Origin of the sequence: Rhizobium oryzicola, from assembly GCF_030504645.1 — a bacterium.
Lineage (GTDB): Bacteria > Pseudomonadota > Alphaproteobacteria > Rhizobiales > Rhizobiaceae > Neorhizobium > Neorhizobium oryzicola.
Genome location: NZ_JAUKWQ010000003.1, coordinates 271711 through 292024 on the forward strand (window position 1 = coordinate 271711; position 20314 = coordinate 292024).

16 protein-coding genes are annotated in these 20314 nt (G+C 60.2%); 5 read left to right on the forward strand and 11 right to left on the reverse strand.

Going from position 1 to position 20314, the window contains the following annotated elements; genetic code table 11:
• Positions 1-6 precede the first annotated feature (6 nt).
• The gene (locus Q2T52_RS11940) at positions 7-1458 is read right to left on the reverse strand and encodes a lipopolysaccharide biosynthesis protein (RefSeq protein WP_302076963.1); all 1452 of its coding nucleotides are present in this window, start codon (positions 1456-1458) and stop codon (positions 7-9) included.
• Between the two features lie 115 nt (positions 1459-1573).
• Here Q2T52_RS11940 and Q2T52_RS11945 point away from each other — a divergent pair, with 115 nt between their 5' ends.
• Both Q2T52_RS11945 and Q2T52_RS11950 read left to right on the forward strand, forming a co-directional pair.
• On the forward strand, positions 1574-2704 hold the full coding sequence (locus Q2T52_RS11945) for a glycosyltransferase family 4 protein (protein ID WP_302076964.1): 1131 nt from the start codon (positions 1574-1576) through the stop codon (positions 2702-2704).
• Between the two features lie 9 nt (positions 2705-2713).
• Complete coding sequence (locus tag Q2T52_RS11950) at positions 2714-4129, forward strand: phenylacetate--CoA ligase family protein (RefSeq protein WP_302076966.1); 1416 nt, start codon at positions 2714-2716, stop codon at positions 4127-4129.
• Here the strand turns inward: Q2T52_RS11950 and Q2T52_RS11955 are convergent.
• Entirely contained in the window at positions 4123-5379 is a 1257-nt protein-coding gene (locus tag Q2T52_RS11955; RefSeq protein WP_302076967.1) for a glycoside hydrolase family 5 protein, read from the reverse strand. The genes Q2T52_RS11950 and Q2T52_RS11955 overlap by 7 nt on opposite strands.
• 252 nt (positions 5380-5631) lie before the next feature.
• Positions 5632-6957 carry an NAD(P)/FAD-dependent oxidoreductase gene (locus Q2T52_RS11960; RefSeq protein ID WP_302076968.1) on the reverse strand — a complete coding sequence of 442 codons (1326 nt, stop codon included), beginning with the start codon at positions 6955-6957 and terminating at the stop codon, positions 5632-5634.
• Between the two features lie 228 nt (positions 6958-7185).
• On the opposite strand from Q2T52_RS11960, the gene Q2T52_RS11965 reads away from it, so the two are divergent.
• Complete coding sequence (locus tag Q2T52_RS11965; RefSeq protein ID WP_302077272.1) at positions 7186-7668, forward strand: Lrp/AsnC family transcriptional regulator; 483 nt, start codon at positions 7186-7188, stop codon at positions 7666-7668.
• Between the two features lie 17 nt (positions 7669-7685).
• Here Q2T52_RS11965 and Q2T52_RS11970 read toward each other — a convergent pair whose 3' ends face one another.
• The 6 genes from Q2T52_RS11970 to Q2T52_RS11995 form a co-directional block, all read right to left on the reverse strand.
• A complete protein-coding gene (locus tag Q2T52_RS11970; protein ID WP_302076969.1) occupies positions 7686-9341 on the reverse strand; it encodes an ABC transporter ATP-binding protein in 1656 nt (551 codons plus the stop codon).
• 1 nt (position 9342) lies between these two features.
• Positions 9343-10197 (reverse strand): ABC transporter permease, encoded by an 855-nt coding sequence (locus Q2T52_RS11975; RefSeq protein WP_302076970.1) that lies wholly within the window; start codon positions 10195-10197, stop codon positions 9343-9345.
• Positions 10197-11147 (reverse strand): ABC transporter permease, encoded by a 951-nt coding sequence (locus tag Q2T52_RS11980; RefSeq protein WP_302076971.1) that lies wholly within the window; start codon positions 11145-11147, stop codon positions 10197-10199. The genes Q2T52_RS11975 and Q2T52_RS11980 overlap by 1 nt, the downstream gene beginning before the upstream one ends.
• Positions 11148-11329: 182 nt before the next feature.
• Positions 11330-12931 carry an ABC transporter substrate-binding protein gene (locus Q2T52_RS11985; protein WP_302076972.1) on the reverse strand — a complete coding sequence of 534 codons (1602 nt, stop codon included), beginning with the start codon at positions 12929-12931 and terminating at the stop codon, positions 11330-11332.
• A 227-nt stretch (positions 12932-13158) separates the two neighbouring features.
• Positions 13159-14532, reverse strand: a complete 1374-nt coding sequence (locus Q2T52_RS11990) for an aspartate aminotransferase family protein (protein WP_302076973.1) — start codon at positions 14530-14532, stop codon at positions 13159-13161.
• A gap of 38 nt (positions 14533-14570) precedes the next feature.
• Positions 14571-15407: a GNAT family N-acetyltransferase gene (locus Q2T52_RS11995; protein WP_302076974.1), complete on the reverse strand. Its 837-nt coding sequence runs from the start codon at positions 15405-15407 to the stop codon at positions 14571-14573.
• A 311-nt stretch (positions 15408-15718) separates the two neighbouring features.
• Between Q2T52_RS11995 and Q2T52_RS12000 the strand changes: the two genes are divergently transcribed.
• Together Q2T52_RS12000 and Q2T52_RS12005 are read left to right on the forward strand one after the other, a co-directional pair.
• A complete protein-coding gene (locus tag Q2T52_RS12000; protein WP_302076975.1) occupies positions 15719-16387 on the forward strand; it encodes a haloacid dehalogenase type II in 669 nt (222 codons plus the stop codon).
• A gap of 16 nt (positions 16388-16403) precedes the next feature.
• Complete coding sequence (locus tag Q2T52_RS12005; RefSeq protein ID WP_302076976.1) at positions 16404-17678, forward strand: NAD(P)/FAD-dependent oxidoreductase; 1275 nt, start codon at positions 16404-16406, stop codon at positions 17676-17678.
• Positions 17679-17787: 109 nt separating this feature from the next.
• Here the strand turns inward: Q2T52_RS12005 and Q2T52_RS12010 are convergent, their stop codons facing one another.
• Together Q2T52_RS12010 and Q2T52_RS12015 are read right to left on the reverse strand one after the other, a co-directional pair.
• Entirely contained in the window at positions 17788-19245 is a 1458-nt protein-coding gene (locus tag Q2T52_RS12010; protein ID WP_302076977.1) for an NAD-dependent succinate-semialdehyde dehydrogenase, read from the reverse strand.
• A gap of 10 nt (positions 19246-19255) precedes the next feature.
• Entirely contained in the window at positions 19256-20305 is a 1050-nt protein-coding gene (locus Q2T52_RS12015) for a tartrate dehydrogenase (RefSeq protein WP_302076978.1), read from the reverse strand.
• Positions 20306-20314 lie beyond the last annotated feature (9 nt).

Sequence of the window (20314 nt, forward strand, 5' to 3'; positions counted from 1 at the left end):
AGGCGCTCAGACAGATTTGCGGCGTGAGGATAGGAACGCCAAGGCCGCCGCCGTTTTCTCCAGCGTCGCCTTCGGGTGCAGAGCGGCGTTCAAACTCAGAAATACGACGCCTCCTGCGACGCTCGCAAGAGCGAGGCGCCATGGCGCCGTAAGGAAATAAAGTTCCTGCGTAGCCAGCATTGCGGCGCCGGCTGTACCCAGCGAAACAAGAACAGCGGATGCGATTGCTCGCCAAGGAACCGCGATCGGTGTCAGGCGATTGCTGATGATGACTGAAACAATCAGGTTGCCAATGGCGCCACCGGCAAGCGCAAGCGCGGCACCCACTTCGGACAGGGTCGGGATGAGCAAGGAACAGAGAGAAAGACCCACCACTGATCCGATAGCGGTATTGATGATCAAAAGCTGTGGCCGTTTATGTGCGTGAACCATGGCGTTAAACACAAAACTTGTCACATTGGCGATGATCACGTTCAGGCTAATGATGGCAAACAGGACGGCATGCTGCCCGCCATAATCCGGAGGCAGAACAAGCTTCACCAAATCGCCACTCAGAGCGATGAGCAGTGCCGCTGCCGGAAGGCTGAGTGAGATAATCAGCGCCATAACTTGTGTAAAAAGGGCGCTTGCGGCTTCCGGCCCGATTTCGTCGAAACGACTTACGGCCTCAGGAAAGGAGCCCGTATTTACAGCGTTCGCAATCGTGTTGATCGGCTGACGTGCCAGTGAAAAGATTGCAGCAAACACCGCGACTGACGCAGCACCGTGAAACTCGTTAAGGACAACCCGTTCGACGCTGTGCAATCCGAAGCTGACGAGGACTATGGCGATGATGGGCAGCCCAAGCGCGAAAAATTCCTTGCTGGTAAAGCGCGATGGGCCGTCAACCACCTGTCGCATCGCAATGACGCCTGCAGCCAAACCAGCAACGAAAGTACCCAGATTGGAGGCAATTGAGACCGCAAGGAAAGAGTTGTGATGCGTTATCATCGTCACCAAAGGGAAGATGAGCTGTAAAAGAGCACGCAAGAACTCGAACAGCATGTAAGCTGCGTGACGTTGCTGCAGTTGGAGAACGAGCAGCGAGAAGCGGGACATGGCGCTGGCGAGCAGGTAGACGCATATCGCGATAAAAAATTCTAGCCAACGCTCTGGCAGGACGAACAGCGATGCGGGAGCTGCCAGCAGAAACGCCAGAAAAGTCGTTCCCCCAAGGATACGTCCTGCCTGCAGAAGGCTGCGGCGACTTATTTCTCCCTTGCCGCCCAGCCGCAAAAAAGCAATGCGCATCCACTCGGTGACGGCGAGGTCGATCAATTCGCCAACGGTGACGACGAGTGTTAATATTCCATACTCGTTCTGGTCGAGCAGGCGGGTCGCAACGACAACAAACAGAAGACCACCGAGACGCGTAAACAGGGTAGCCGGGCCGTAGATAAGTGTCGAACGCAACAACATTGGCAATTCCTTGAGGAGAACGATCCACGCCTCCCCTTGTGTTTTACCAAATCCTCAACGTCGAAACCTTAACAATAGCAGGGGATGCGCGATCAAATTCAAGTCGAGACACGGAATGATCCAAGACCAGCTGAATATCAGACCGCTGAAGATCATGATCGCAACTCCCGGCGGGCGCTTGGGGCAGGGGGGCATCGATCGGATGATGATGTCGCTTCACGACGAGCTCCAGAAAGAAGCTGCTCAGGGAGGCGAACCGGGATGCAAGGTTGAGGCCACCTTTGTGCCGACGAGAGGCACCGGGCACATTGCTTTTTCACCCCTTTACCTGCTTGCCTTTTGCATTCGCATGATCTTTGAGCGCCTTTGCGGTCAACTCGATGTCGTTCATATCAACCTGGCAAGCGAGGGCAGCACATACCGCAAATTGATTATTGCCGCTTTCGCCCGCCTGATGAAGATCCCGTATGTGATCCATCTCCACGGCGCAGAATATATGATCTTCTGGTCGGATCGCGATAGCTTCATCAATCGGCAGATCAAAATGATGTTCGAAAGAGCCGGCGGCATCATCGTACTCGGCCGAGCCTGGCGTGATTTTGTACTTCGTAAAGCTCCTGCTGTTTCGGAGCGAGTTTTCATCATTCCAAATGCAACCGCGGCGCCCGACCGTGCGCATGTGGGCGGGGGAGACAAGGTTCACATCATTTTTTTGGGTCGCGTTGGAGAAAGAAAAGGCGTCCCGCAACTCTGCGAAGCTCTGGCCGATATGAAGGACATGTCTGGCTGGAAGGCAACGATCGCTGGGGACGGTGAAGTAGATTGGCTCCGCCAGCATTTGAGGAAATTGCAACTTGAAGATCGCGTGGCGGTATCGGGCTGGCAAGGTCCAGAGGAAGTCGGGCATCTGTTGTCTAACGCGGATATATTGGCTCTTCCGTCCTTCGCAGAGAACTTGCCGGTCTCCGTGATCGAAGCAATGGCCGAGGGCCTAGCAATTGTGGCAACACCCGTGGGGGCGGTTGAAGATATCATCAAGAACGAGGACAACGGTCTGTTGATCCAACCCGGAGATGTTGCTGCCCTGCGAGGCGCCTTGCAAAGATTGCTGGACGATCCCTTGTTGCGGAAGCGTCTGGGCGATTGTGCGAGACAAACCCATCGACAGCGGCTCGATTTGCCCCACTATGTCCACGACATTTGCTCTGTGTGGATGAGCATTTCGCAATCTGCGCATGACCGTTGAGGATTGACGATGAAGGCAATGGATATTCTACGGGGCCTTTATGTTCGTAGTCCTCGTTTCGTGCAAAATGCAGCACGCCCCTTGGTTTCGCTGGTGCCGACACAATTGAAGTTCGGACGCAGCTATGCGGATTGGCGGCAGCGAATTTCCAGAGCTGCGGTTGATCCTGCTTTCGCGGCAGACCAGCATCTCGTTTCGTTGCGAAAGGTTATCGCGAAAGCGCAGGCGGGAAGCCCATTCTATCGGGACCAAATGGAAAGTGCCTTTGGTAAAGCCTTCGATCCGTCACGGCTAATGCCCGAAGATGTGCGGCGGCTTCCCGTACAGACCAAGTCGAGCTTCAAAGCGGCTGGCGATGCAGTTCTGGCAGTCCCCCGGCGCCAGTTGGATAGGGCGGAAACCAGTGGATCCAATGGGGAGCCGAGCTTCGCCTTTTATCTCGACAAGGATCGCAGCCCGCGCGAGATGGCCTTTGTCTATGACGGCTGGTCACGGATCGGCTTTGACGAAAATACCCCACGCGCGAGTTTTCGCGGTTTTGCATTCGACAACGAAAGTCAAGTCTACGATTGGGATCCGGCTCTCAAGGAGCTTAGGTGTGCCGTTTTTCCGTTGGGGGAACAGGAAGCCGCCCGTTATGTCGATGAAATTGACAGGCGGCAGATTCAGTATTTCTATGGCTACCCATCGGCAATAGAGCTGTTTTGCCGTCGGCTTGTTCAGATCGGGCGCAAACCTCAACGACCCATACTGGGGATTCTACCCATCTCCGAGCCCCTCTATGATCATCAACGCAGATTGATGCGCTCGGTGCTGGGGCCGGTTCAGCTGGCACCATTCTATGGACTTAGCGAGAAAGTTGCATTTGCCATTGAGCTTGAAGGGGATGAAGGTATTTATGAGTTCAATCCTCTGTACGGCCTAACCGAGTTGCTCGACGAGGACGACAACCCTGTGACGGAGGCGGGTCGCGAAGGACGGATCGTGGCCACCGGCTTTCTCTCCACTGGCATGCCATTCATCCGCTATGATACCCGGGATTTTGCGCGGCTGGTTGAGCTTCCGACAGCTGACAACGGGTACAGGCTGCGCATCGCGGGGCTCGCGCCACGCCGCAAACCCGGCTTTCTGATCAGCTTCGAGGGGCAGCGCATCGCAGCTCTCGATATCGCACCGGAAGATCCTGAATTCTTCAAAGGTATAAGCGAATATCAGTTTTATCAGAACCAACCCGGCATAGTGATCATGCGCTACATTCTTAGCGAGGGCGGTTCAGTTGCAGATGTAGAGAGGATGGCCAATCATTTCGCCGAGAAAGTGCGCCACACGCTTTCTTTTGAGCCTCAGCAGGTGACAAAGATCGCAGGCGGCAGAAGTGGGAAGCGGGCCTTTATCGACCAGCAGCTAGATCTGGAATTCTACTGAGGTGCAGATAGACCAAGTGCTTCCAACATCCGCTGGTCGGGCACCGCCGGCCCCTTTGGCTCTATTACAGACATCCCATAGGGATTGGAATACTCCCAGACCGACCAAGGTATTCCCTGCTTCTCGGCTATACTGCGAAGTGTCTGTAAATAGGATAGCCGATCGGCATCGTACGCACCCGATCGCCCATCCGTAGACATGCGCATTACCCCAAACTCGCCCATAAATAGTCTGTGGGGAGCAATCCCATGACGGTCAGCCCAGGTTACGGCCTCTTCAATCCGCGCTTGCATCGTTGCAGCGCTCCAGTCCTCCTTGAAGTAGTCGTCGATTTCGGGCTTAAGGCGCGTGATATTCGCTTCCTGCTGAAGAGGGCTTAGCCCTTCCGCCAGCATGTGGGCACGCAGACCCTCGATGACATTTGCCGGTGTTCCGGTCTTGGCTGGCCAGGGAAAACCGGAAAAGAATCCGTTCTCCCAATCTGCTTTCTGATGCGTGAAGCTGTGTGGCTCATACATATGAAAGCTGTAGTAGACGTTCTCGTCGTCAAATTTTGGATCGAGATTGGTTAGGCCCGTGATGCTGCCGCCACAGGCGCCCGTTACAACTATGGTCAAGGCGCGGTTTATGCTTCTGATATCGGCCACCGTTGCAGCCATGATGCGCTGCCAGTCATCTGTCCCGTTCGCATCGCAAGGATAGTAGGCAGGTTCGTTATACGGTTCGAAGGCAACTTTATCTGCTCCGTGCTTAACCAACATGGCCGCAACGTCCTTCACCATGGCGCGATAGCGAAAGACACCCTGGCTGTTGGCGCCGCCATAGAGGATCGTCATGTCATAGGCCGGCACTTGGCTGACACCGTGGAGATTGAAAACGACTTTCAGGCCTGCGCGTGTCAACCGCTCGACAGCATCACTCAGTAGCTTGAGAGCCTGTTGGCGGCGCGGTCCGTTACTGTCTAACAGGGGGCCGGGATCGACCGTCAGTCGCACGAAATCAAAGCCTAACAGGCGGATCTTTTGAAATGGGTCGCCTTTGGGCCAATCCGCAAGGGGGCGTCCGCCCGACAGCCATTCTCCCACGCTTCGATAGGGCGGCCACCGATAGGATCCATCCTTTTTGAGCGGCGACCAATTCAGCCACTCATGCAATCCGACGCCGCGTTTTAATGGCAATGGAGCCGCTGACGATGGCGAGGGTACGACCTGCAACAGCACTGCGAAAAAGAGAAAAATTATCCGGCACATCCTTTGTTACCACCTGAGAGAGATCCGTAACGTTCGGTTGAAGCAGTTGGCCCATAGAGTGTGCCTCTGTGATCGCGATAATGATACGCCATCACACTGTGGGACTAAACACCTGGTGCAAGGATTAATCCGGCTCTGTGATATGCGTTCAATGACCGATCCGCGATATGAAATCGAGCCAAAAGCCGTCTCCTGGTAAGCACCAGTGCACTCCGAGAACATCGTCCAAGGTTTGCCGTAGCTTTATTGCCCTCAGAACTCTGCCACCTTGCCCCAGGCCGAGGCCTTGAAGCGAGAGGGGTGATAGGGCTTGGGATCGACGATGGGTTCGGCGGCAGTCACGATATCGGCAATGAGATGACCGGCACCGGGACCAATGCCGAAGCCGTGGCCGGAAAACCCGGCCGCGAGGATGAAGCCCGGCAGGGTCTCGATTTCGCCGATACCCGGCACGCCATCCGGCGTGGAATCGATATAGCCGGCCCAGCTTGCGGTGATTCTCGTCTTCTTCAATTCGGGAAGCAGCGCCAGCGCGCGTTCATGCGTGAGCCGGATGGTCGCCTGATCTGGGGCGGGATCGAGGATGCGCATCCTTTCCATCGGCGTCGGCCGGTCGAGCCGCCAGCGGGTCAGCGTTTCATGACCGCTCTTGACGCCTTCCAGCCCGCCCGGCGCGAGGCTCTTCCAGCGCTTGACAAACATCGGCAGGAATTGCGGCGCGAAGCGCAGTTGCTGCGGCGTGATATCGACACTGCCTCGCCCGCTGATCGCCAGCGTATGGCCGCCATCGCCGCGCGCTGTCAGTGAGATCTCGGCCGTATGCAGCGCCGGGGGAATGCCGTCGGCTCCACCCGAGACCGAGAGAATGGACGAGCGGATTGAGGCCTGCGGAAAGCGGATACCGAGCTGCCGGCAAAAGGACGAGGCCCAGGCCCCGCCGGCCAGGATCGCAGTCTTGGTGCGGATCGTCCCCAGTTCGGTCACGACGGCGCTGAGGCAACCGCCTTCCGTTTCGACGCCGCGCGCCGCGCAATTCTGGATGACCGTGCCGCCCAGCTTGACAATGGCGCGGGCCACGGCTGGGGCGGCACCTGCCGGATCGGCAATGCCATCGGTCGGTGAGAAAACGCCACCCTTCCAGTTGCGACCCGTCGCGCGGCCCTTTTCGGCCGCTTCCGCTGCGGAGAGCATGTGGGTCGTTACACCGACTGTTCTAGCAAAATCGCGCCAGCGCGCCCAGCCGGCAATCTCGGCTTCGTTGTTGGAGAGATAAAGCAGGCCGCAGCGGCGGAAGCCGGTATTTTCGCCCGTCTCGGCGGCAAAACGCTCCCAGAGATCGAGGCTCTTCGTTGAGATCGGCAATTCGCGCGCGTCGCGGTTCTGCTGGCGGCACCAGCCCCAGTTACGACTCGATTGTTCCGCACCGATCCGGCCCTTCTCGACCAGCACTGTCTTCAGCCCCCGCTGCGTGAGGTAATAGGCCGCGAACACGCCGACAATGCCGCCGCCAATCACGACGACATCGGCGGTCTTGGGCAAGTCGGAGGCGGTTTCGATGAGGGCAAGCGGCGCGGGCATGGCGATCTCCAATTCTTAAGCCCAGACTAAGCGCAGGTCTCACGCAGGGGAAACCGGAGTGACTGTGGCAACGGCAGAATATTCCGGGCACCGCTTGCGCATCGAAATCTTCTGCGCCGTTTCCGGTTTGGGCCCTTGATGGACAATGAAGGCGGGTGTGCTAACCTCGATCAAGATAGGCGGCAGAATTTTATGCTGCAGAAAGTTGGGGAAGATTGCAGGCCGATGATGAAACTCGACCGGACGGACATAAAAATCCTCTACGAGCTGCAAAAGAACGGCCGCATCACGAATGTGGAACTGGCCGATCTCGTGCATCTTTCGCCGAGCCCGTGTCTCATGCGCGTCAAGCGCCTGCAGGCGGAAGGCTATATCGAGGGCTATTCGGCACAGATCAATCTCAGCAAGCTCGGCCAGACTCTGACCGTCTTCACAGAAATCACGCTGAAGAACCACCGCCAGGTCGATTTCGCCCGCTTTCTTGCCGTGGTCGACAAGATCGATCAGGTCATCGAATGCCACCTGGTTTCGGGTGGCTACGACTATCTCCTGAAATTCGTCACCGCCGGGATCGGTGAATACCAAACGATCATGGAACGCCTGACCGACATGGATATCGGTATCGACAAATATTTCAGCTTCGTGGTGCTGAAGTCGCCGATCGTCAAGGCGCATCTGCCTCTGACGAGCCTGTTTCCGGTGTCAGGTTGAGTTTGATGGGCGGGGCGTCACGCCCCGCCATACTGCCGCACCAGCTCCGGCTCCAGCACAAGCGTATCGAGCCAGGTCGGGTCGAGTTTCGGTACGGAGGAGAAGAGGAGCTTGGAATAAGGATGGGTCGGTGATTTCACGTCCTCACGCGTCAGGTGCTCGACCTTCTCGCCGCGATACATGACCATAATCTCGTCGCAGATCGCCTCGACCACCGACAGGTCGTGGCTGATGAAAATGTAGGAGAGGTCAAGTTCGCGCTGCAATTCCTTCAGCAGTTCGATGATGGCGGCGGCGACAACCGTATCAAGCGCCGAGGTTATCTCGTCGCAGATGATCAGCTTCGGATTGGCCGCAAGTGCGCGGGCGAAGTTGATGCGCTGCTTCTGGCCGCCGGAAAGTTCGGACGGATGGCGATAACGCAGCGCCTTCGGCAGGCGTACCATGTCGAGAAGTTCGTTGACGCGGGTGTCGCGGGCCTTGCCCTTGAGGCCGTGATAGAAGCTTAAGGGCCGGCCTAGAATGTCCTCGATGGGCTTGGCGGGGTTGAGCGCCGTATCGGCATATTGGAAGACGATCTGCATCTCGCGCAGCGCCTCGCGCGAGCGCCGGCGTGCATCATGATGCAGTTCCTTGCCGTCGAAAATGATATTGCCGGCACTCGCTGGGAGGATGCCGGCGATGGTGCGTGCGAGCGTCGACTTCCCGCAACCGGATTCGCCGATAATGCCGAGATTGCGGCCCTTTTCGACCGAGAGGCTGACAGTGCGCACGGCCGTCATGAAGGGCAGGCCGTCCGCCTGGATCGGACCATAGCCGGCAATGACGTTTTCGATCTCAAGGAGCGGGCGCGCCTTGTAGGTTCGTTTGCCGGCAAATTGGGTTTCCTTCGGCTCGAAGGCGGAAAGCAGTTCCTGCGTATAGGGATGTGCCGGCGTCGAAAGAATGGCTTCGGTCGTGCCCTCTTCCTGCACCTCGCCGCCCTTTAGCACGACGATGCGGTCGGCGATCTGGGCGACGACGGCGAGATCGTGCGAGACATAGACGCCGGCAATCCCGCCGGCCTTCATCACCGACTTGAAGGCTCTCAGTACGTCGATCTGGGTCGTTACGTCGAGAGCCGTGGTCGGCTCATCGAAGATGACGAGCTTCGGCCCGCCGATCAGCGCCATGGCGGCGGCAAGCCGCTGCAACTGACCACCGGAGACCTGATGCGGATAGCGTTCGCCGATGGTTTCCGGCCAGGGGAGCGACAGGGCCTTGAAGAGTTCTATGGCGCGTTCGCGCGCCTTGTCGGACGTCATCAGGCCGTGGATGCGGGTCACTTCGATGACCTGGTCCATGATCGTCTGCGAGGGGTTGAAGGCGGCAGCGGCACTTTGCGGCACATAGGCGACTTCGGTGCCGCGCACTTTGGCGCGCTCACGCTCGGAGAGCCCGGCCATGTCCTTGCCGTCGACCAGCAGCGCGCCGTCGGCGATGCGGCAGCCGGGACGGGTATAGCCCATCAGCGTCAGCGCGATCGTCGTCTTGCCGGACCCGCTTTCGCCGATCAGCGCGACGATCTCGCCCTTGGCGATGTCGATATTGACGCCCTTGATGATCTCGATGCGCCGGCCGGCATCCGTGGTTGCCTCGACATGCAGGTTCTTGATTTCGACAAGCTTGCTCATATCAGGCGCTCCGGTCGCGGATCTTGCGGGGCAGGTTGTCGATCAGCAGGTTGACACTGATCGTGAGGCTGGCAATGGCAATCGAGGGCGCGATGACCGCGGCCGAGCCGAAGGAGAGGCCTTGAATGTTTTCATGCACCAGCGCGCCCCAGTCGGCGAGCGGCGGCTGCACGCCGAGACCGAGGAAGGAGAGGCCGGACAAAAGCAGTACGATGAAGACGAAGCGGATGCCGAAATCGGCGAGCACCGGCCGGATAATGTTCGGCAGGATTTCCGAGATGGCGAGATAGAGCGTGTTTTCACCGCGAATGCGGGCGACCGTGATGAAATCCATCGTGTTGACATTGACCGCGAGCGCCCGGGCGAAGCGATAGGAGCCCGGCGTGTAGATGAAGGCGAGCGTCAGGATGAGCGCCGGCAGCGACGAGCCGACGGCGGCCACGACGACGAGGCCGAAGAGCTTGCTCGGGATCGAGATCATCGCATCCATGAAACGGCTGAGCGCGGTATCGAACCAGCCACCGACCACGGCAGCGGCCATGCCGAGAATGACGCCGGAAGATGAGGCGATGAGCACGCCGGCGAGCGCGATGCCGAGTGTGTAGCGGGCGCCGAAGATGATGCGGGACAGCATGTCACGGCCGAGATAGTCGGAGCCGAGCCAGAGCTTGGAACTCATCGGGCCGAAATAGTCCATGTCGACGATCTTGCCGATCGGATAGGGCGCGATCTGCGGGGCGAAGAGGGCGACCACGGCCCAGAACAGGATCACCGCGAAGGCGAGAATGCCGACAAAACTGAACGTGTAGCCGAAAATGCCGGGAGCGGCGGAGGTCGATGGGGCGCTTTGCGTCATCAGCGGAGCCTCGGATTGGAGATGATGGCGATGATGTCGGCAATCGTGATCAGGATCAGATAGCCGGCACAGAAGATCACCGCGCAGGTCTGGATCAGCGGCAGGTCGCGCGTGGCAACCGCATCGACCATGAGCTTGGCGATGCCGGGATAGTTGAAGATCGTCTCGATGATGATGACACCGCCGATAAGATAGGAAAGCGAAAGCGCCAGAGCGTTGACGATGGGGCCGAGCGCATTGGGCAGCGCATGGCGCAGCACGATGCGGCTGCGCGAGGCACCCTTCAGAAGCGCCATTTCGACATAGGGCGTCGACAGCGTCTCGATGACGGCGGCGCGCGTCATGCGGATGATCTGGGCGGAAACGACGAAGGTCAGCGTCACGACCGGCATGGCATACATGCGCAGCAGGTCGTAGAGCGAATGCACCTCGTTGACGAAGGAAATGGCCGGCAGCCACTTGAGATAGACCGCGAAGATGAGCACCGCGGTGGAGGCGACCATGAATTCCGGTACCGAAATCACGCCAATGGTCAGCACCGTGACGACGCGATCGTAAAGCGTGCCGCGCAGGACGGCCGAGGTGATGCCGAGCGTCAACGCGAAGGGAATGGAAATGAGCGCCGTGATCCCGGCAAGTTTCATCGTGTTGACGAAGCGCGCAGAGATCAGCTTCGAGATCGGCATGTTGTTGGCATAGGACGTACCGAGATCGCCCGTGACCAGCCCTGCGATCCAGCGCAGGAAGCGCAAGACGGCCGGTTCGTCGAGATGCATGGCATGGCGCAGACCCGCCACGGCGTCCGGGGTCGCGGCCTGGCCGAGCAGGATGGTTGCGGTGTCGCCCGGCAGCATGCTGGTGGCGAAGAAGACCGCGAAGGAAACGATGATAAGCGTGATCACGGCAATCACCAGCCGCTTTCCGATCATGCTTGCGATTTCAGAGTTCATGAGAGACCTCCAGCCGCGTTGTCCTATGACGGCAGCCAAACCACTGTTTCATCAAATGGTCATTGAAAAAAGAGCCGTCTGCGGCCGGCATGCGCGTGTCTCGCGGGGCCGGGTCGATGCGCAGTATCAAAACGGCGGTCAGATCCGGGAGGCACAGGGCCTCCCGAACCGGTTTGAGCCAATCAGGCTTCGAGCCAGAGATATTCTGCCATGGCGAAGCCCATCATGCCGCCCAGCGGATTGGTTTCCAAGCCCTTGACCTTGGAGGAGAGCGCATCCGCATTGGTGATGTAGGCGGGGATGATCGTGCCGGCATCGTCGGCGATCATGGTCTGCATCTCGTTATAGATCTCGCGGCGCTTGTTCTGGTCCAGCATGCCGCGGGCTTCGAGCAGCAGGGAGTCGAACTTCGGCGACTTGTACTGGCTTTCGTTCCACGGTGCGTCGGACGAGTAGAGCAGCGAGAAATAGATGTCCGGCGTCGGGCGCGGGTTGATATTGCCGAAATGGATCGGCGCCTTCAGCCAGTACTTGTCCCAGTAACCGTCGGAGGGTACGCGCTGCACATCGAGCTTGAGGCCGATATCGGCGCCGGCTGCCTGCATGATCATCGCCATGTCGATGGAGTTGTTGGCGGCTTCCGAGGCGATGACCGGGATCGACTGGCCGAGAACGCCGGCCTTCTCGAAATAGTGCTTCGCCTTGTCCGGATCGAAGGGCTTCGGCTTCAGGTTGGCATTGTGGAAGAAGTTGGCCTTGGAGATCGGCTGGTCGTTGCCGACTTCGCCGAAGCCGCGCAGCGCTGCGGTCACGATCTGCTCGCGATCGACGAGGTGCTTCATGCCCATGATGAAGTCCGGCTTGTTCGAGCCGAGCTGGATATTGAGGTTGGTATAGTTGCCTGACGTCGACTTCGAGATCCGGTAACCGCTCTGTGCCTCGACAAGCTTGGCCGAACGCGGGTTGATTGCATAGGCGTAGTGAATGTCGCCGGCGAGCAGCGCGTTGACGCGGGCATTGTCCTCGCTGATGGCGAAGAATTCGAAACTATCGAGATGCGGCAGGCCCGGCTTCCAGTAGTTCTTGTTCTTCTTGACGATGGAGCGGACGCCCGGCTCGAACGTGTCGAGCACGAAGGCCCCCGTGCCGTTGCCCTTGGAGAAATCAGTCGTGCCGTCCTGCACGATCATGAAGTGATGCAGCGCCAGAATGAAGGGGAGGTCGGCATTGGCAGCCTTCAGAACGATCTCGACCGTGTTCGTGTCGATAGCCTTGACGTCGGAAATCTGCGCGGCGATCTTGGCGACCTTTGAGCCGACTGCCGGGTCGAGATGGCGCTTCAGCGCGAAGACGACGTCGGCAGAGGTCAGCGCCTTGCCGTCATGGAAGGTCACGCCCTTGCGCAATGTGACGGTCCAGGTCTTGGCATCCTTGGTGTCGAGCTTTTCGGCGAGTTCCATCTGCGGCGTGCCGCTTCCGTCAAGGAAGGTCAGGCGGTTGTAGAGGGAGCAGCAGCGGACATAGTCGGTTGCGGCGGACGCCTTGGCCGGATCGAGCGTGTCGGCGTTGGACGAAGAGAGGCCCGCGACCTTCAGGTGTCCGCCGGAGACCGGCGTTGCCGCAACAGCGCGCTCGGCGCGGCCGAAAACGGCGCCGCCGGCAGAAAGTGCTACACCGCTGGCCAGCATCATCTTCAGAAGATCGCGGCGCGAGGCACCACGACGGATGGCATTCTCGACGCTGGCGTCGTCGGACTTTGTCCAGTTGGTGATCTTGTCGGTCATGTCATTCCCCTTTTGCTTCGGTTTGGGTGGGTATCCGTCTTGCGCGGACTTTCCGGCCCTGGTGAAATTTTGCGCTCGCGGCCTTTCTGGCCTTTTTCTACTCAGCAGTCTTGCATGCCCGCCGGGGGCGTATCGTTCGGTTTGGCTTGGGGCGGCAGCATAAAATTGCGAACTTGCATCCCCCGGCGACATTTCGGTGAAATGCCGCCAGGAGCTCATCGGGCCGCTCAGGCCATGGCCTGGCGGATATCCGGGTCCTGCAGCGTCTCGTCCAGTGTCTTGCGGGTGCGCTCGACAATCGCGTCGATATCGGCGTCCGTGCAGCAGAGCGGCGGCGCATAACCGAGCACGCCTTGCGGGAAGGCGCGGATGACGAGACCATTGTCCCAGGCGCGGTCGAAAATGCGGCGCGCCGGCTGGGCCGCTGCCGGGAGCGGCGTCTTCTTCACCTTGTCGGTGACAAGCTCCACGCCATAGAGCATGCCGCGGCCGCGGATTTCGCCGACCAGCGGGTGGTCGCTCAGGCTCTGAAGACCGGCGAGCAGGCGCTGGCCTGCCTTCACGCCGTTTTCGAGAAGCCCGCCTTCATAGAGTTTCAGCACTTCCAGGGCGACAGCGGCGCTGACCGGGTGGGCGGAATAGGTGAAGCCATGGCCAACGGCCGCTTCGCCGGCGCCATCGGCAATCACGTCATAAACGTGATCGGCCATGAAGACCGCGCCCATGGGCACATAGCCGGAGGTCAGGCCCTTGGCGACCGTCATCATGTCCGGCACGATGCCTTCGTCGGTTGAGGCAAAGAGCGGGCCGGTGCGGCCGAAGCCAGTGATGACCTCGTCGGCGATGAAGAGAATGCCGTAGCTCTTGCAGAGCTCCCGCATCGCCTTGATCCAGCCCCTGGGCGGCACGATGACGCCGCCCGACCCTTGAATCGGTTCGGCATAAAATGCTGCCACACGGTCCGCGCCAATCTCCTCGATCCTGGCCTTCAGCGCCGCCAGCGAGGAGGCGATGATCGCCACATCGTCTGAGCCTACCGGGTTGCGGTAGGGATAGGGGGACGGGATCTTATGCTGCCAGTCGAACGGCAGGCCGAAGCCGGCATGGAAGGCCGGAAGCGCGGTGAGCCCTGCCCCGACCGTGGTCGAGCCGTGATAGCCCTGCTGGATCGAGATGAACTGATCGCGCTGCGGCTCGCCCTTGGCATTCCAGTAATAGCGGACGAAGCGGATGGTGGAGTCCACCGCATCCGAACCGCCCAGGGTAAAGTAGACGCGGTTGAGATCGCCCGGCGCGCGTTCGGCCAGTTCTGCGGCGAGCCGAATGGCTGGTTCCGAGCCCAGATCAAAATAGCCGGTGGCATAGGGCAGCTCGCGCAATTGCTTCGTCGCCGCCTCGATGATGCTTTCATGGCCATAACCGGCATTGACGCACCAGAGGCCGGCAAAGCCGTCGATCAGCTGATGGCCATTGGCCTCGGTGACGGTGGCGCCGGAGGCGGACTTCAGCACGCGCACGCCCTGCCGCTCGTGACCGCGATAGGAGGCGACGGGGTGAATGAGGTGGGCGCGATCGAGTTCGATCAGGAAATTGGCGAGCATTTCAGTCTCCGATGTGCTGTTTTTCAGCCAGATTGGGTTCAGCCGAGCGCCTGATTGGCCAGTGCATAGACTTTGCGGCGGGCCTGTTCGGCGTCTTCCTTGGCCGGCCGGCGCATGGCGATGCCGCCGCCGACATGGAGAAGGCCGATTTCGGAAAGCCAGTGCGCAATGCCCGTTTCGCTGCCGGTATCGACACGCAGGAAGGCGCCGGGACGCGAGGCGGCATGAAAGGCGATCAGCGCGCAGGCAGTCCTGGCATCCGGCGCGATCACCGGGCCGATCACCTCGCCACGCCCGAAGCGACGGATCGCGGCCCAGGCTTCGATTGTCCCGCCCTTGCGGATCACGGCAATCTGCCCGTGTTTCACCAGAGCATCGATCAGCGCGGATCGATCCGCGCCATAGGCTTCCCGGTCCAGCGCCTTGAGCGCTTGCAGATCGCCGGCCAGCATCGCCTCTACACCGTCGGGCCGCTCCAATGGGCGAACCTCGCCCTGATGCTGGCGGATAAGTCCGGTGGTCGTGAAGCCGAGCTTTTCATAGAGCGGCAGGCCTTCCTTCGTGGCGACGAGGCGCAGCGGCCGGTCTTCGGCGAGCGCCATGGCGCGCTCCATAAGCTTGCGTCCGACGCCCAGACCCCGCATCGACTTGTCGACGATGACCATATTGATCGTGGCGCAATCGTCGCCATAGGGCGTGACCAGCGTCGTGCCGGTGACACGGCGGTCGGCATCCATGGCGACAACGCCGCCGCTCAATTGCTGGACCAGTTGCCAGTCCTCGCGGCGATGCGGCCAGCTTTCGGCGCGCGAAAGCTCAACGGCTCCGTCAATGTGCTCAGGCCCGAAGGCGACGATGTCGATCTGATTCTGCATGGGCATTCCCTTTCATGACCTGAAGTGTCGGCGAGGACAGGGAAGCTATTCATCTGAATGGCGAGGCCGGCGCACTATCTTTCGCCGAAGCGAACGGGCAGCGCCGCATCTTATGCTGCGGCCTCGCAAGAACAGGGGTTTGAAAGGTCCGATTACGAGTCCGGGGAAGGCTCTGCCGTGCAATAGTGTGCCAAACGGGATGGCAGATTAAAAACTTTGTGCTTCGGGGACGGGTGAATTCGCGCAATCGAGGCGGAAGAAGCCGGCTTATGATCTAGGCAATGAAACATGAAAGCCAGAGGAAGAACGTCATGGCCCCCTTTCGCCCGAAATACATCTCCTTCGACTGCTACGGCACGCTGATCAATTTCGACATGGCGGGTGCCGCCCGCGATCTTTATGGCGATCGCCTCGATGCCGAGGCCATGGACAAGTTCATCCGCAACTTCTCCGCCTACCGTTTGGATGAGATCATGGGCGCCTGGAAGCCCTATGCAGAGGTCGTTCACTACTCGCTGTCGCGCACCTGCAAGGCCAATGGCGTGACCTTCAGGGATGAAGACGCGAAGATGGTCTACGAGCGCGTGCCGACCTGGGGTCCGCATGCCGACGTGCCGGCTGGTCTCGCCAAGGTGGCGAAGGAAATTCCCCTCGTCATTCTTTCCAACGCCATGAACTCGCAGATCATGTCGAATGTCGAAAAGCTCGGCGCGCCCTTCCACAAGGTCTATACCGCGGAACAGGCGCAGGCCTACAAGCCGCGCTTCAAGGCCTTTGAATACATGTTCGACATGCTCGGATGCGGCCCGGAAGACATGCTGCACGTCTCTTCTTCCTTCCGCTATGACCTGATGTCGGCGCATGATCTCGGCATCAAGAACAAGGTCTGGGTCAATCGCGGCCATGAGCCCGCCAACCCGTACTACGGCTATACCGAGATCGCCGACATTTCCGGCCTGCCGGGTGTGGTCGGTCTCTGACTAGAAAGCGATTACGATGAAATTCGTCTCCTATTGGCATGACACCGCGCCGGCATTTGCCGGTGCAGCACAGGGTCCAGTTAGCGGTCACTATGATGTTGCCGTCATCGGCGCGGGCTTTACGGGTCTTGCGGCGGCGCGGCAGCTTGCCAGGTCGGGGGCGAAGGTCGTCGTGCTGGAGGCGGAGCGCGTCGGCTTCGGCGCCTCCGGCCGCAATGGCGGCCACCTGAACAACGGGCTCGCGCATAGCTATCTCGGCGCCAAGGCCGAGCTCGGCAAGGAGCGCGCCATCGCGCTCTATCATGCGCTGGACGATTCCATCGACACCATAAAGGCGCTGATTGCCGAAGAGGGCATAGACTGCAATTTCCGCCGCTCCGGCAAGCTGAAATTGGCTTCGAAGCCGAAGCATTTCGAGGCGATTGCGCGCAATTTCGAGGCGTTGAACAAGGAATGCGATCCAGAGACGGCGCTGCTGTCGCCGGAAGACCTGAGAAGCGAAGTCGGCTCGCCCTTCCATGGCGCGATGCTGTCGAAGAAGAGCGCCATGATGCATATGGGCCGCTATGTCGTCGGGCTTGCTGACGCCGCCGTCCGCCATGGCGCGACGATCTTCGAGGGTACGACCGTCACCGGGCATCACGAGCTTAACGGGACGCACACGCTGCAAACCTCCCGCGGCAGCGTCACCGTCGCCAATGTCATCATGGCGACCGGCGCCTACACGACGAAGAACTTCACCTGGTTCCGCCGCCGCATTATCGCCGTCGGCAGCTTCCTGATTGCCACACGGCCGCTGACGAACGCAGAAGCTCAAGCCGTCATGCCGGGCAACCGCACCTGCGTCAACACGATGAATATCGGCAATTACTGGCGGCTTGCGCCCGACAATCGTCTGATCTTCGGCGGCCGCGCGCGCTTTTCAGCGACGTCGGACCAGCGCTCCGATTCCAAAAGCGGGGAGATCCTGCGCGACAGCATGGAGCGTATCTTCCCGCAACTGAAGGGCATCGACATCGACTATTGCTGGGGCGGTCTCGTCGACATGACGGCGGACCGCTATCCACGCGCCGGCTTCCATGATGGTCTCTGGTACGCCATGGGCTATTCTGGCCACGGCGCGCAGCTCTCGACCCATCTCGGCATGACGATCGCCGATGCCATTCTCGGAAAGGCCGATCGCAACCCGATGCAAAACTACCCCTGGCCCGCCGTCCCTGGCCATTTCGGCAAGCCCTGGTTCCTGCCGCTGGTGGGGCAGTACTACAAGATGCTCGACAAGTTTCAGTGAACGTCCTCCCAGGACAAAAAGACGGCGCGGATTGGAGACAATCCGCGCCGTCTTCGTTTTCACAGCAGGCATGAAAAAGGGCGGCCTCGCGACCGCCCTTTGTCTATTCTCAAGCCAGCCCACCCATATGAAAGCTCTTCGTTTCCAGATATTCCTCGATCCCAGCTTGCGCGCCCTCGCGGCCGAGGCCGGATTGCTTGACGCCGCCAAAGGGGGCGACTTCCATGGAGATGAGGCCGGTGTTAAGCGCCACCATGCCGAATTCCAGCGCTTCGCCAACGCGCCAGGCGCGCTTCATGCTCTCGGTATAGAAATAGGAGGCGAGACCGAAGGGCGTGCCGTTGGCAATGGCAATCGCCTCGTCTTCCGTCTCGAAGCGGAAGAGCGGGGCGACGGGGCCGAAGGTTTCTTCCGTTGCCAGTTCCATTTCGGTCGTCGCGCCCGTCAGCACGAGCGGAGCCGTATACTGGGGGCCGTTCGGCATGGCGGGCGTCTCGGTGATGATCTTTGCGCCCTTGGACAGCGCATCGGCCACATGGCGCTCGATCTTTTCGATGGCGGCGGCGTTGATCATCGGGCCGATGGAGACACCGGCCTGTGTGCCCGGACCGACCTTCATCGCATCGACGCGGGCCTTCAGCTTCGCGGCGAAGGCGTCATAGACGCCTGACTGCACGAGGATGCGGTTGGCGCAGACGCAGGTTTGGCCGCCATTGCGGAATTTCGAGGCGAGCGCGCCTTCGATGGCCAGATCGAGATCCGCGTCATCGAAGACGATGAACGGCGCATTGCCGCCGAGTTCCAGGCTCAGCCGCTTGACGCTGTCGGCGGCGCCTCGCATCAGGAGCGAACCGACGCGGGTCGAGCCGGTGAAGGAGATCTTCCGCACCGTTTCGTTCGCCATCAACTCGTTGCCGATCTCCGTCGGCATGCCGGTGACGATGTTGATGACGCCGGCCGGAATACCGGCACGTTCGGCGAGAACGCCCAGCGCCAGCGCCGAATAGGGCGTGAATTCCGACGGCTTGATGACGACCGTGCAGCCGGCGGCGAGCGCAGGCGCCACCTTGCGGGTGATCATCGCATTGGGGAAGTTCCACGGTGTGATGATGCCGCAGACGCCGACCGGCTCCTTCAGGACGATGATGCGGCGATCGCGCGTGGGGGCGGGGATCGTGTGGCCGTTGATGCGGCGGGCTTCCTCGGCAAACCATTTGACGAAGGAGGCGCCGTAGCGGATTTCGCCGCGCGCCTCATCCAGCGGCTTGCCCTGTTCCGACGTCAGGATCAGCGCGAGATCCTCGAGGTTTTCGATCATCAGATCGAACCACTTTTCGATCAGCACCGCGCGCTCGGCATTGGTCTTCGCCTTCCAGACCTTGAAGGCGGCCTCTGCGGCGGCGATGGCCGCGCGGGTCTCTTCGCCGCCCATGTCGGGAACGGTGCCGATGGCGGTCTGCGTAGCCGGGTCGATGACATCGACGGTTTTCCCTGAGCGGGCGGCGATCCATTCGCCATTGATGAGGCCGGCCTGGCGGAGGAGGCTCTGGTCCTTGAGGTTCAGCATGGGTCTGTCCTTATTCAGCGGTGAGCGCGGCGATGACCGCAGCGGTGATCGTGTCGGTCGAGTCCTTGCCCGGAGTGGTGCCGATGCCCTTCGCGGTGACGGCGGGAAGAGCTTCCATGATACGGGCGGCGGCGTCCCTTTCGCCGAGATGGTCGAGCATCATTGCGCCGGACCAGATCGTCGCCATGGGGTTTGCAATGCCCTTTCCGGCAATGTCCGGTGCGGAGCCGTGGACGGGCTCGAACATGGAAGGCGCGGAGCGGTCGGGGTTGATATTGGCGGAGGCCGCAAAGCCAAGCCCGCCCTGGATGGCGGCACCCAGATCGGTCAGGATATCGCCGAAGAGGTTGGAGGCGACGATGACGTCGAGGCTTTCGGGCGCCATGACCATGCGGGCGGCAAGCGCATCGACATGATAGCTCGTGACTTCGACATCCGGGTATTCGGTGGCGAGTTGTTTCGTGATCTCGTCCCAGAAGACCATGGAATATTTCTGCGCATTGGACTTGGTGACGGAGGCAAGCTTGCCGCGCCGCGCGCGGGCCTGCTCGAAGCCGAAGCGGATGATGCGCTCGACGCCCTTTCGGGTGAAGATCGAGGTCTCGACGGCGACTTCGTTGTCCATGCCCTGATGGACACGCCCGCCGGCGCCCGAATATTCGCCCTCGGTGTTCTCGCGAATGCAGAGAATGTCGAAGCCTTCTGCCTTCAGCGGCCCCTGAACGCCAGGCAGCAGCCGGTGCGGGCGGATATTGGCATATTGCACGAAGGCTTTGCGGATCGGCAGTAGCAGGCCGTGGAGCGAAACCGAATCCGGCACCTCCGCCGGCCAGCCGACCGCGCCGAGAAGGATGGCGTCGAAGGAACGCAGCGTCTCGATCCCGTCTTCCGGCATCATCCGACCGGTCTGCTTGTAGAAGGCGCAGGACCACGGGAATTGCGTAGACTCCAGCGCGAAGCCCGAATTGGTGGCAACTGTTTGCAGCACAGCCCAAGCGGCGTCCGTGACGTCGCGGCCAATGCCGTCGCCAGGGATGAGGGCTATCTTGTGGGTTTTCATCTGTTCATC